Raw genomic sequence first — 12,625 nt, 5'->3', positions numbered from 1 at the left:
CGGACCGGTTCGGAACGACCCGGCGCGGCCGGACCGGCTCAGACCACGTCGGGGAAGAGCGCGAGCGCCAGCACGCTGGCCAGCCAGCAGTATCCGCTGGCCAGCACCGCTATCGTCGCCAGCCGCAGGCCGCGGGGCACCGACCGGTGCCGCCGCGCGGCTCCGACCAGCGGCACCGCCACCAGCAGCCCGGCAACCGGGACCACCGGCCACACCATCAGCCCGACCGCGGACAACCAGACCGCCGTACTGGTCGACCAGCTCGGCGCCGACGCCGGTACGGCCGCATCGGCCGGCACGGCGGGTGCTCCGGTCAGCTCCGCCAGCGCCGTCCTGGCCCGAGCCAGTTCGGCCGTACGCCGCTGGACCGCCGTCACCTTCGGCACCGGCGGGTTCGGCGGTGCCCAGCCACCCGTAGCCGTCCCGTACGCCCACGCCGGAGGCATTCCCCCCGGCGCCCCGGCCCGTGGCGGAGACGGCGGCATGCCTCCCGGCACTCCCGGCCAGGGCGGGGGCGGCGGCCCGACCCACGGGGTGGGCTGGGCACCCCACGGGGTGGGCTGGGCACCGCCCCGGCCACCGAGCGGCGGCCAGCCCCACGGCGGCGGCGAGCCTGCGGGCGCAACCCCGTGCCACGGCGACGGCGGTGGCGGTGGCGTGTTCGGTGCCGGTGGCACACCGGGCCGCGGCTCCGCCCACGGCGGCGGCGCCCACGGCGCCGGACCGGTCCAGGGCGGCGGCACCGGTGAGGCCCACTGGACCCACAGAAGCGGCGGGACCGGCGGGACCGGCAGCGCGGTCGGGCTCGGCGCGGCGGGCTGCACCGGCGTAACGGGCGAGAGCGGTGCGGCGGGCAAGCGCGGCGCAGCAGGCGGAAGCGGCGCAGCAGGCGGAAGCGGCGCAGCAGGCGGAAGCGGCGCAGCAGGCGGAAGCGGCGCAGCAGGCGGAAGCGGCGCAGCAGGCGAGCGCGGAGCAGCAGGCGGGACGGGTGCGGGTGGTTGGTAGGAGGGGGCCGGCCAGGGATGGGTCGGTGGCTGGGCGTACCCGATCGGTTGGGGGACGACCGGCGGCTGCGGCGGCAGGTCGGCGAGCCGCAACTGGGCCCGTTGGACCCGGCGGGCCGCGCGACCGGCCCGCCGGCCGTGGACCCGGCCGACCGACCTCGCCGCCCGACCCCGACCGCCGAGGGTGGTCACCGCGTCGGCTTCGTCGGCCGTGGCCAGCTCCGGATCGGCGGCACGGAGCCGGTCGGCGAGCCGTTCGGCGTCCGCCCGGCGGAGCGCGGCGAGCCAGTGGAACGAGGCCGCGCCGGGGATGCCGATCACGAGCAGGTAGCCGGTCAGCGCGGCGAACCCGGGCAACTGGTCGAGCGCGTCGGACACCACGAACGCCACCGGCGAGTTGACCGCCGCGTGGGTCAGCCAGGCGAGCGCCTGGGCGCCGACGAAGACGCCCACCCGCCGTATCCGGGTCCGGTCGGTACGCACGACCAGGTAGGCGACCCCGGCACCGGCGACGGCGGTGAAGAGCGGATGGCCGACCACACCGGGCAGGGTGAACCGCAACACGAGCATCCGCAGCGCCTCGCCGACCGCGTCCGGCAGCGTCTCGTCCGCCGCCATCACGGCGTACCCGAGGTCCTCGACGACGGCGAAGCCCAGGCCGACGACCGCGCCGTAGACCGCACCCGCGAAGACCGTACGCAGGTAGGGGCGGGCGGCCAGGAACAGGAACACGACCCCGGCGACCTTGGCCAACTCCTCGCCCGGCGGCGCGACGATCATGGCGCCCCAGACACCCGCGAACTCGGGCGAGAACAGCCGCCCGAGCAACTGGTCGATGGTGAAGCCGGCGCTCCCGCCGACCAGCACGGACATGGTGGCGCCCCAGAGCAGCGCCAACCCGACCAGCCACCAGGGCCGGGTGCCCAACCGATCGAGCTGCCGGATCAGCAGCAGGGCCAGTGCCGCGTACGCGGTCACCAGCAGCACGCCGACCAGCGTCGACCACGGGGCGGCCACGGCGAGGAACAGCCCGCCGACGAGCGTGACCGCGGTGGCGATCCCGGTAACCCCGAGCAGAATCCAGAAGCTCGGCGTACGGACCAACGACCACGGCCGGTTCACTGTGCCGCCGCCGGGTCGATCTCGATGCTGGTCACCGCTGCCCAGACCGATGCCGGCAGTTCGGTGCAGTCCTTCGCCGGAGTCGCCAGCACGACCACGCCGACCGATCGCGCGGTGAAGATCGCGTAGCAGGCGGGGTCGACGCCGGCGGAGTCGTCGCTGCGCAGCGAACCGCGTTCGCCGGACACCCCGGAGGTGGTGGCAACCCGCTCGGGGCCGCCGACCGGGCGCAGCCACTCGTCCCGATCGAGCTTGTGGCGGGCATGCGCGACGTACGGACCGACGTCGCCGCGGAACTGCTGGGCGGTCAGCCGCAGCCGTACCTCGCCGGCCCGCAGGCTCACCGCACCCGTGCCCGGCCGGGAGGCGTCCAGGTCGAGCCGGGCGCCCGATGGCGGGGCGATGGTGGCACCGAAGCCGATGTCGACCCGCTCGCCGGACAGCGGCTTACCCTCGCCGGGCAGCGGCAACGCCAGCAGCGCCGGCACCGCGACCAGGGCGGCGAGGCCGGCTAGCAACAGCACGGCGTACCACGCGTTCTTCCAGCCCGTCACGCGTCTCTCCAGCCCGTCACGCCCACCGACCCCTGTCGTACGCGTCCCCGGGGGTGCGGACCGGTCGGCCCGTACCCGGCACAGCGTGCGCCCACGCTACCGATCACGGTCAATACCGGGAAATCCGATCCGCCAACCCGATCGACCATGGTCATTACGCCGGTCGCCGGGTCGCACTGTCGGCGCACCCGAACGTGCTGTTGACAGGCACGCTTTGCTTAAGTGGTGACGGTCTATTACCGGGACGACACGGTGCAGGTAACCTCCGAGTTGGTCCAGGCCGGCGGTCACCGGGTTCCGGTCGCCGAACTGACGTACGTCTGGCACACCCGCGGTCCTGGCTCGCTGCGGTCCCGCTCCCGGCTGCTCGGCCGCGGCGCGCTCATCTTCCTGCTCTCGGTTCCGCCGCTGATCGCGACGGTCTGCGTGGTGTCGCTCGCCTACGCCGCCCAGGACCGGGGAAACTGGCTGCTCGCGGGCGCGATCCTCGGCGTCTGCGCGGTGGGCGCGCTGGCCCTGACGCCGTTCCTGGAGGTCCCGCTCGGCTGGCTGGACCGCTCCTACGACCGGGGTTCGGGTGTCTACGAGCTCTGGGTGCAGCGCCAGGGGCAGGAGCTGATGCTGTTGCAGATCTCCGACGCGCTGCGGTTCGGCCAGATCTACCGGGCCGTGCAACGCGCCGTCGAACAGCACGGCGACCGCCCCTGAGGCGTACCACCGCTACGCCCGCCGGAGATCGCCCACGGGTCGCACCGGCCGGGCGTCACTCGATCCGGCGTCGCTCGATCGGACGACGCACAATTGCGGCATGGTGCTCCCCCTCCCCCGGCCCGCCGCCCTGCTCGCCCTGACCAGATTCGCCGTCGGTCAGGCCGCCGACGCCGCGACCACCCTCGTCGGCCTACCCGCCCGCGCGATCGGCGTGCTCGACGGTGCCGAGGAGCTGGTACGCCGGGTCGGCACCGTGCTGGACCGGGTGGAGACGGCGCTGGACCGGATGGAGTCGACGCTGGAACGTACCGAGCGGATCGTCGGCTCGGCCGAGAAGACCGTCGAGCAGGTCCAGACGCTCAGCGCCCGCGCCGCCGCCCCGATCGAGGAGGCGACCCGGGTCGCGGCGGCGGCGGCCGTGCTGGTCGCCGAGGCGGAACTCGTCGCCGGCCGGGCGGCGGCCACGATGGCCCGAGCCGAGGTCACCATGGGTACCGCCGACGAACTGCTCACCGCGTACGCGGTGACGCTGCGCAAGGGTGCGCCGATGGCGAGCCGGTTTGTCGAGCAGCTCACCGCGGAGGAGGTCGACGCGGCGATCCGCCTGGTTGACGAGCTGCCCAAGCTGACCGGGCACCTGACCGCCGACGTACTGCCGATCCTCGCCACCCTGGACCGGGTCGGCCCGGACATCCACGACCTGCTCAACGTGACCCGCGACCTCAAGCTCGCCATCGCCGGCATCCCGGGCCTGGCCATGCTCCGCCGACGGGGCGAGGGCCGGTCGTCCGACGAGGGCTGAGCCAGGGCTGATCACATCGCTGCGCGGCCGTGTCAGCGGATGTAGTCGCCGAGGACGGCCGGGGTCAGCCCGGCGGCGTGGATGGCGTTCAGCGCGGCGATGAAGTCGTCGACGAACCGTTCCCGGAAGTGCATCAGGATGATGTCGCCGGGGTGGATCCTGTGTTCACCCTGGTAGCGCACCTTGCCCTTGTCCACCGACTCGGTCCAGAAGAACGCCGCCTTCAGCCCGCAGTCGTGGGTGGCCCGCAGGGTGGTGGCGTCCTTCTCGCCGAACGGTGGCCGGAACAGTAGCGGGCGGCGGCCGTACAGGCTGGCGAGCTGGTCGGCCGAGCCGCAGATTTCGCGCCGCTGGGTCGCGTACGACTTGCCCCGCAGCCCCTGGTGGGTCAGGGTGTGCGCCTCGATCGCCAGGTTCGGGGCGGCGAGTTGGAGTTGCCGGAAGTAGTCCGGGTTGTCCTTGATCGCGTTGACGGTGAGGAACAGGGTCGCCGGCACCCGCGCCTCGGCGAGCAGTTGGCGTGCCTCCGGCCGCTTGATCCAGCCGTCGTCGATGGTGATGAACGCGACCGGCTGGGTGGTGGGGATGCGCGAGTACCAGCCGGCCGAGGCACCGGTCGGCACGGTCACCGGTTCCGGCGTCGGCGCTGCCGGGAAGCGCGGCAGCCGGGCCGCGTAGACGCCGGCCGGGGTGGGCGAGGTGGTGGGCTGGGCGGTCGCCGGGACCGTCGGTACGGCGTTTCGGGCCAGCCGGGCGGTCGCCGGGCTCGGTCTGCCGGTCGGTCCCGCCACCGCGACGACGATCCCCACCGCGACCAGCGCCACGACCGCGACCAGTACGACCGTCCACTGTGGCCTACCCCGGCCCGGCGCCCGCTCGGGTCCGCCACCATCGCTCATGACGCGCGAGCGTACGCCGGGGTTGTCAGGGGTTTGCCGGCCCCCGCGACGTCACGGATCGCGACTAGGCCGCCACGGTCGGACGCCGCAGGTCGTCGATCTCGACCACCTCACGCCCGAGCGGCCAGAACGCCGCCGGTACGAGCTTGAAGTTGGCGATCCCGAACGGGATCCCGATGATGGTCACGCAGAGCGCCGCGCCGGCCACGATGTGCATCAGCGCCAGCCACCAACCGGCCAGCACGACCCAGAGGACGTTCGCCAGGCCCGATCCCAGCCCCGCGCCGGGCTTCGGGGTGAGCGTCCGACCGAACGGCCAGAGGGAGTAGTAGGCCAGCCGCAGCGACGCCACCCCGAACGGGATCGTCACGACCAGCGCGAAGCAGATCAGCGCCGCGATGCCGTACCCGATGGCGAGCACGAAACCGCTGCCGAAGATGAGCCAGAGGATATTGAGGATGAAACGCACCATGCCCTCATAGTGCCCACCGTACTCAAGCCGTCGGATCTGACCCCGCGCCAGTGGCGTACAGGGTGTCGATCTCGTCCCGGCGGGGCAGCGAGGCGGAGGCGCCGACCTGACGGGCGCAGGCCGCACCGGCGGCACAGGCCCAGCGGACCGCGTCGACCAGGTCCCGCCCCTCGCCCCAGGCCACGGCGAGCGCGCCGGTGAAGGCGTCCCCGGCCCCGGTCGAGTCGACCGCGTCGATCGGGAACGCCGGGATGCGGGCGTCGGTGCCGTCCCGGTCGCCGTACCAGGCACCGGCCGCGCCGAGGGTCAGGACCGCCCGGGGTACGGCAGCCAGCAGCGCTCCCGGATCCTCCCGCCCGACCCCGCTGATCGCCAGCGCCTCACCCTCGTTGACCACGAGCAGGTCCACCAGCCCGAGCAGCTCGGCCGGGAGTTCCCGGGCCGGGGCGGCGTTCAGCACCACCCGGGTGCCGGCCGCACGGGCCGCACGGGCCGCTTCGAGCACCGTTTCGAGCGGGATCTCCAGCTGCGCGACCAGCACGTCCGCCCGGCGTACGGCGGAAAGCTCCGGTTCGGTCAGCCCGGTGAACGCGGCGTTCGCGCCCGGCGCGACCACCACCGTGTTCTCCCCGGCGGCGTCGACGGTGACCACCGCGACACCGGAGGCGCCGTACACCACGCGCAGTTGACCTGTGTCGACGCCGGAGGCGGCGATCCGGGCCTTGAGCGTCACGCCGAACGAGTCCGAGCCGATCGCGCCGAGGAAGACGCCGGACGCACCGGCACGGGTGGCGGCGATCGCCTGGTTGGCGCCCTTGCCGCCGGGCACCATCACAAAATCGGTGCCGAGCACCGTCTCCCCGGCGGCGGGCAGCACCGGCGTCATGGCGACCAGATCCATGTTGGCGCTGCCGACGACGACAACCCGGGGCCGGTTCATACACACCTCCTGGCAGCGTCGGGCACGCCCGGTCGGGCACGGGCCCGCTCGACTCCGGTCCGGTCGCTCCGGATCCGGCTCGTCCGACTCCGGTCCGCTCGACCCCGGATCCCGAGTCTAGATGCGGCGGGTGGGACCGTTTTCTGGCAGGCTGCCGGGGATGGGAAACATGGCAATCGGAGTGATGTACCGCTGCGACAGCCCACCGGAGCAGCTTCCGGCGTACGCCCGGCTGGTGGAACGGCTCGGCTACGACGAGCTCTGGGTGGTCGAGGACTGCTTCTTCACCGGGGCGGTGTCGGCCGCCGCGGTCGCCGCCTCGGTCACCGAGACGCTCAGGATCGGCATCGGCATCCTGCCCGCCGCGTTCCGTAATCCCGCCCTGGCCGCGATGGAGCTGAGCAACCTGGAACGGCTCTTCCCCGGCCGGATCCTGCCCGGCTTCGGCCACGGCATGCCGGACTGGGTACGCCAGGTCGGCGCCCACCACCCGTCCTCACTGGCGGTGCTCGGCGAGACGGTCACCGCCGTACGCGCCCTGCTGGCCGGCGAGACGGTCACCGTCGACGGTCAGTACGCCAAGCTGGACAACGTCAAGCTCGCGTTCCCGCCGACCGAACCGCCCCCGATCTCGACCGGCGTACGCGGTGCCCGGTCACTGCGACTGTCCGGGCAGGTGGCCGACGGCACGATCCTGGCCGAGTGCGCGAGCCCGGCGTACCTGCGCTGGGCGCGGGACCTGATCGACGCCGGCCGTACCGACGCCGGCCGGCAGGACGACCCGCACCGGCTGACCGTCTACGGTTTCCTCGACTACGACTCCGACCGGTCGAACGCCCGCCGCGCGATCGCCGGCCGGTTCGTCGGCGGCCCGCCGCTGACCGCCGCCGACGACGACCTGGCCGACGAGATTGCCGCCCTGGTGGCCGCCCACCCCGAGGTGGACGCCCTGGCGCAGGCTCTCCCGGAGAGCTACGTGGACCGCTTCGCGATAGCCGGTACCCCCCAGCAGTGCGCCGCCTCGATAACCGCCCTGGCCAACGCCTCCGCCGACTCGCTCATCCTCATTCCCCCCAACGACCCCCACCTAGCGGTAACCCAAATCACCCTAGCCGCCGAACACCTCCTCCCCCTCCTCCCCTGACCCGCCCGACCCCTCCCCGTTGATCATGAAGTTAGCGACGGTTTCGGGCCCGAAACCGTCGCTAACTTCATGATCAACACCTGGGGTGGGGGGGTGGGGGGGTGGGGGTGGGGGTTAGGTGGTGGGGAAGGTGTCGGGGGTGCGGGTGCGGTCGCGGATCCAGATGCCGGCGGGCTTCAGCACTGTGGTGCCGGTGTAGGTGGTGCCGTTGCAGGTGCCGGTGTTGAAGACGGCGCCGGAGCGGAAGTCGTCGGAGAAGTTCCAGTTCACCCAGCTGATCTGCTTGGTCGCCATCAGGTCGAGGTACGCCTGCGCCTGGGTGAAGTTGTTCGCACCGTCGCCGGAGGCGGTCTGGGTGCCGAACTCGGTGACGAACATCGGGATCCGGTCGGCGGCCCGCGACAGCGCGTTGAGGTACGACGCCCCGTGCGAGGCGGCGTAGAAGTGGAAGGTGTACATGATGTTGGTGGCGTTGACCGGGTTGTTGACCACCTCGGTCTCGCTGGCACCGTCGGAAAGGCCGAGCGAGGACCAGGCACGGGTGCCGACCAGCACCACACCGTCGGGGTCCTGGGCCCGGATCACCGGGATGATCTGCTCGGCGTACGACTTGATCGCCGGCCAGCCGACGCCGTTCGGCTCGTTGGCCACCTCGTACAGGATGTTGGTCTTGTCCTTGTGGCGGCTGGCGATCTCGGTGAAGAAGGTGCGGGCCCGGCTCAGGTTGAAGTTCGGGTCGCCGGGGGTGAGCATGTGCCAGTCGACGATGGCATAGAGGCCACGGGCGGTGGCCCGCTCGATGTAGTCGTGCACCCGGTCGGTGAAGCCGCGCGGGTCGGTCTCGTAACCGTCCTCCTGGATGTACATGGAGATGCGCAGCACGTCGGCGCGCCAGTCGTTGGCGAGCGCGTCGAGGGAGTTGTTGTTGACACACTGGGCGTACCACTGGATGCCGTGGGTGCTCATGCCGCGCAGCTGGATCGGGCGACCGTACCGGTTGCAGAGCTTGGTGCCGCAGACCCGGAGCTGGCCGTTGATCGCCGCCGGGGTGGTGCCGCCGCCACCACCGGGGGCGGTGGTCGCGCTGACCTGGTTGCTCGCCGCCGACAGGTTGCCGGCGGCGTCGCGGGCGCGGACCGTGAAGCTGTACGCGGTCGACGCGGCCAGCCCGCCGACGGTGCCGCTGGTGCCGGTGACCGTGGTCGCGAGGGTCCCGCCCCGGTAGATGTCGTAGCCGGTCACGGCGGTGTTGTCGGTGGCGGCGTTCCAGGCGAGCGAGACGCTGGTCGAGGTGACCGAGGTGCTACGTAGGTTGCCGGGCACGGTCGGTGGCTGGGTGTCGCCGCCGCCACCGCCGCCGGCACAGGAGGTGCCGTTCACCGTGCAGTTGGTCGGGGTGCCGGTGCCGGCGACGGTGAAGCCGAAGGTGGTGCTGGCACCGGCGGCGAGGGTGCCGTTCCAGGACACGTTGCCGAAGCTGTGGTGGTCACCGGAGCTGGTCCGGGTGGCGTCCCAGGAGCTGCCGATGGTGGAGCCGACGGCGAGGTCGAACTCGACCCGCCAACTCGTGATCGCGGTAGCCGTGTTGTTGCGTACGGTGAACAGGGCCTCGTAGCCGCTGCCCCAGTCCTGGGTCTTGGTGAAGCTGGCGGTCGCCGCGTACGCGCCCGGCGCGACGAGTACGGCGCAGGTCACGGCCAGCGCGGTGGCGGACACCAGCGTCACCAGCCGACGGAATCTGTTCATCCTGTTCCCCTGACGATCGGATCGATAGGACGACACGTATCGATGAAGGAACAGTAAATTTAATTAACAGTAGAGTCAACATGACGACACTTGTCCATATTTGGCAAGCGTCGTCGATTCGGCGGGGAAGTCGGCTGTACGGGATCAGGCGGCGCGGGCGGTGAAACGGTCACCGGAGCGCTCGACGGTGAGGTTCAGCCCGAACGTACGAGACAGGTTGTCGGCGGTGATGGTGTCACCGACCAGGCCCTGTGCCACGATGCCGCCCTCGCGCAGCAGCAGCGCGTGGGTGAAGCCCGGCGGGATCTCCTCCACGTGATGGGTGATCAGCACCAGCGCCGGGGCGTCCGGGTCCCGGGCCAGCCGGGCCAACCGGCCGACCAGGTCCTCGCGCCCACCCAGATCCAACCCGGCCGCCGGCTCGTCGAGCAGCAGCAACTCGGGATCGGTCATCAGGGCACGGGCGATCTGCACCCGCTTGCGCTCCCCCTCGGACAGGGTGCCATAGCGCCGGTCGGCCAGCCCGGCGACACCGAACTGGTCCAGCAGCGCCCGCGCCCGCGCCTCGTCCACCGCGTCGTAGCTCTCCCGCCACCGGCCGACCACCGACCAGGCCGCGGTCAGCACCACGTCGCGTACGGACTCCTCGGCCGGGATCCGCTCGGCCAGGCCGGCGGTGGTGAGGCCGATCCGGGTCCGCAACTCGGCCAGGTCGGTCCGGCCGACCCGCTCGCCCAGCACGTGCACCGTGCCGCTGGTCGGGTGCGACCGGCCGCCGGCCAGGTTGAGCAGCGTGGTCTTGCCCGCGCCGTTCGGGCCGAGCACCACCCAGCGCTCGTCCAGTTCCACCCGCCAGCTCAGGTCCCGCAGCAGGTACGCACCGGTGCGGACCACGTTCACCCCGGCGAGATCGATCACCAGGTCGTCGTCGGCCGGACTCGGGGTCGGGCCGGCGGCAGCGGCACCGGCGACGTTGTGAACCAGGTCAGTAGGCACCGGTCCATCCAACCACGCACCCCGCACCGCCCCCCACGGACGGCACCCTCCCCGTAAGGTGGGGCGCCGTGTCATTGATCACGCTGAACGGACCGGAGGTCCACATGGGCGGACGCGGCGAGGGGGTCGCGTGAGCGCGGTCATCGAGATAGCGGGGCTGCGCAAGAGCTTCCGCAACCTGCGGGGCGATGCTCGGGTCGCGCTCGACGGCTTCGACATGCTGGTCGAGGCCGGACAGGTGCACGGCTTTCTGGGACCGAACGGATCGGGCAAGACGACCACCCTGCGTACGCTGCTCGGCCTGGTCCGGGCCGACGCCGGCCGGATGCTGGTGCTCGGCGAACCGGCGCCCGAGCGGCTGCCCGTGGTCGCGCCCCGGTTCGGCGCGATCGTGGAAAGCCCACAGTTCTTCGGCAACTTCACCGGCCGGCGCACGCTGCGGCTGCTCGCCACGGCCGGCGGGGTGGAGCCGATCCGGGTGGACGAGGTGCTCGAACGGGTCGGCCTGCGGGACCGTGCCGAGGACCGGGTCAAGGGTTACTCGCTCGGTATGAAGCAGCGGCTGGCGGTCGCCTCCGCCCTGCTCAAGGGTCCGGAGCTGCTGGTCCTGGACGAGCCGGCGAACGGGCTCGACCCGGCCGGGATCCGGGAGATGCGCGACCTGGTCCGGGATCTGGCCGCGGCCGGGGTCACCGTGCTGGTCTCCAGCCACATCCTGGCCGAGATTCAGCTCATCTGCGACCACGTGACGATCATTTCGCGCGGCCGGCGGGTCACCGCCGGGACCGTCGGCGAGGTGCTGGCCGGCTTCGACCGGGGCGAATATCTGGTACGGGTCGACGACCAGGCCCGCGCCACCGAGCTGGTCACGGCGACCGGGCACGACGTGGTCACGTACCCGGACCACCTGGTGGTGAGCGGGGTGACCGATCCGGCCGCGCTCACCCGCGTCCTGGGCGAGCAGGACCTCTGGGTACGCGAGCTGACCCCGCTCACCCCGGACCTGGAGAGCGTCTTCCTCGAACTCACCGGCACCCTGCCGCATCCCGGGGCGCCGAAGCAGGTGGACGACTCGGTGCTGCCGCAGCGCGCGGACTGGGACCACGACGGTCCGGCGGCGCAGATAGAACTCGGTTCCACCGTGGGCGGCGGGGACGCGGCGGCCACCACCGACGAGGGGACGAAGGCGTGAATCTGGTCCAGGCCGAGCTGGAGCGGCTGGGTGCCCGACGGTTCGTCCAGCTCATGCTGGTGTTGCTGGTGGCCGCGTTCGCGGTGACCGTCGCGACCACCGTCGCCGGCTCGCACCAACCCACGGCCAACGAGTTGGAGCAGGCGCGCGAGGACGTACGGGACCAGGCCGTCGCGAACGAACGCTGGCTGCGTGAATGTCGGGCCAGCCTGGAGGGGACGACGCCGGAGCAGACCGGTGGGAAGAGTGTGGCCGACTGCGAGGTCTTCGCGTCCGGGCCGCCCCGGATCGAGGACCACCTGTCCGGGGTCTTCGTCTTCGAACGGCAGATGCCGGGGCTGATCTACTTCCTGATCACGTTCCTCGCGCTGTTCGGATTCCTGGTCGGGGCGTCGTACATCGGTGCCGACCTGAACTCCGGCGGGATGACGAACCTGCTGCTCTGGCGACCGCAGCGGCTGACCGTACTCGGCACCAAGCTGGGCACCCTGCTCGGCGGCGTACTCGGGGTGTCGATGGTCGCGTCGGCGCTGTATCTGGGCGCGTTCTGGCTGGTCGGCGAGACGCGCGGTTATCCGGGCACGCTGGACGGGGACTTCTGGAACATGATCCTGACCACCACGATCCGGGGTTGGATCCTGACGTTGCTGGTGACCGCGGTGGGCTTCGCCATCGCCGTCCTGGGCCGGCACACCGCCGCCGCCCTGGGCGTGCTCGCCGGGTACACGGTGCTCTGGGAGGGCGGCGCCCGGATCGTCATGCAGATCATCGACGCGCCGCGGCCGGACGTCCTGATGCTCTCCAGTTATGTCGGCGCCTGGATTCTCGGCCAGATCCGCCTCACCGAACAGGACCGCGTCTGCGATCCCGGCCCCGCCGGCTTCTGCCAGGTCTCGGACTACATGTTGCACTGGCCGACGGCGCTGCTGGTGCTGCTGGTCGTGGTGGGTGGCCTCGTGCTCGGCTCGTTCGCCGCCTTCCGTCGGCGGGACCTGGCCTGAGGCCGTCCGCCACGTCTCGGCCGGCGGTTTGCGCTGGATGAG

Annotated in this window: 12 protein-coding genes; 5 read left to right on the top strand and 7 right to left on the bottom strand. The window is 72.0% G+C overall.

Translation table 11 applies throughout. From position 1 onward, the window contains the following. Positions 1-38: 38 nt before the first annotated feature. Both OG792_RS06025 and OG792_RS06020 read right to left on the bottom strand, forming a co-directional pair. Positions 39-2,126, bottom strand: a complete 2,088-nt coding sequence (locus OG792_RS06025) for a PrsW family intramembrane metalloprotease (protein ID WP_329108132.1) — start codon at positions 2,124-2,126, stop codon at positions 39-41. Beyond that, positions 2,123-2,680 carry a hypothetical protein gene (locus OG792_RS06020; RefSeq protein ID WP_329108130.1) on the bottom strand — a complete coding sequence of 186 codons (558 nt, stop codon included), beginning with the start codon at positions 2,678-2,680 and terminating at the stop codon, positions 2,123-2,125. Before OG792_RS06020 ends, OG792_RS06025 begins: the two co-directional genes overlap by 4 nt. 225 nt (positions 2,681-2,905) lie before the next feature. Between OG792_RS06020 and OG792_RS06015 the strand changes: the two genes are divergently transcribed. Next, positions 2,906-3,388 carry a DUF6232 family protein gene (locus tag OG792_RS06015; RefSeq protein ID WP_329108128.1) on the top strand — a complete coding sequence of 161 codons (483 nt, stop codon included), beginning with the start codon at positions 2,906-2,908 and terminating at the stop codon, positions 3,386-3,388. A 100-nt stretch (positions 3,389-3,488) separates the two neighbouring features. Continuing rightward, positions 3,489-4,193 carry a hypothetical protein gene (locus OG792_RS06010; protein ID WP_329108126.1) on the top strand — a complete coding sequence of 235 codons (705 nt, stop codon included), beginning with the start codon at positions 3,489-3,491 and terminating at the stop codon, positions 4,191-4,193. A 32-nt stretch (positions 4,194-4,225) separates the two neighbouring features. Here the strand turns inward: OG792_RS06010 and OG792_RS06005 are convergent, their stop codons facing one another. The 3 genes from OG792_RS06005 to OG792_RS05995 form a co-directional block, all read right to left on the bottom strand. Then, the gene (locus tag OG792_RS06005; RefSeq protein WP_329108124.1) at positions 4,226-5,092 is read right to left on the bottom strand and encodes a polysaccharide deacetylase family protein; all 867 of its coding nucleotides are present in this window, start codon (positions 5,090-5,092) and stop codon (positions 4,226-4,228) included. 64 nt (positions 5,093-5,156) lie between these two features. Further along, entirely contained in the window at positions 5,157-5,564 is a 408-nt protein-coding gene (locus OG792_RS06000) for a YccF domain-containing protein (protein ID WP_329108123.1), read from the bottom strand. A 22-nt stretch (positions 5,565-5,586) separates the two neighbouring features. Then, positions 5,587-6,504 carry a ribokinase gene (locus tag OG792_RS05995; RefSeq protein WP_329108121.1) on the bottom strand — a complete coding sequence of 306 codons (918 nt, stop codon included), beginning with the start codon at positions 6,502-6,504 and terminating at the stop codon, positions 5,587-5,589. Positions 6,505-6,673: 169 nt separating this feature from the next. Here OG792_RS05995 and OG792_RS05990 point away from each other — a divergent pair, with 169 nt between their 5' ends. Beyond that, positions 6,674-7,648: an LLM class flavin-dependent oxidoreductase gene (locus tag OG792_RS05990; RefSeq protein WP_329108119.1), complete on the top strand. Its 975-nt coding sequence runs from the start codon at positions 6,674-6,676 to the stop codon at positions 7,646-7,648. A gap of 114 nt (positions 7,649-7,762) precedes the next feature. On the opposite strand, the gene OG792_RS05985 is transcribed toward OG792_RS05990, so the two are convergent. Together OG792_RS05985 and OG792_RS05980 are read right to left on the bottom strand one after the other, a co-directional pair. Then, positions 7,763-9,394 carry a cellulase family glycosylhydrolase gene (locus tag OG792_RS05985; protein ID WP_329108118.1) on the bottom strand — a complete coding sequence of 544 codons (1,632 nt, stop codon included), beginning with the start codon at positions 9,392-9,394 and terminating at the stop codon, positions 7,763-7,765. Positions 9,395-9,538: 144 nt separating this feature from the next. Continuing rightward, a complete protein-coding gene (locus OG792_RS05980; protein ID WP_329108116.1) occupies positions 9,539-10,465 on the bottom strand; it encodes an ABC transporter ATP-binding protein in 927 nt (308 codons plus the stop codon). Between the two features lie 55 nt (positions 10,466-10,520). Here OG792_RS05980 and OG792_RS05975 point away from each other — a divergent pair, with 55 nt between their 5' ends. Together OG792_RS05975 and OG792_RS05970 are read left to right on the top strand one after the other, a co-directional pair. Continuing rightward, positions 10,521-11,582: an ATP-binding cassette domain-containing protein gene (locus tag OG792_RS05975; protein ID WP_329108114.1), complete on the top strand. Its 1,062-nt coding sequence runs from the start codon at positions 10,521-10,523 to the stop codon at positions 11,580-11,582. After that, on the top strand, positions 11,579-12,583 hold the full coding sequence (locus OG792_RS05970) for an ABC transporter permease subunit (protein ID WP_329108112.1): 1,005 nt from the start codon (positions 11,579-11,581) through the stop codon (positions 12,581-12,583). Before OG792_RS05975 ends, OG792_RS05970 begins: the two co-directional genes overlap by 4 nt. The last annotated feature ends 42 nt before the right edge of the window (positions 12,584-12,625 follow it).

Origin of the sequence: Micromonospora sp. NBC_01699 (assembly GCF_036250065.1) — a bacterium.
Taxonomy (GTDB): Bacteria; Actinomycetota; Actinomycetes; order Mycobacteriales; family Micromonosporaceae; genus Micromonospora_G.
The sequence above is the reverse complement of the archived record's forward strand: the minus strand, read 5'-3'. Positions and strand labels throughout refer to the sequence as shown.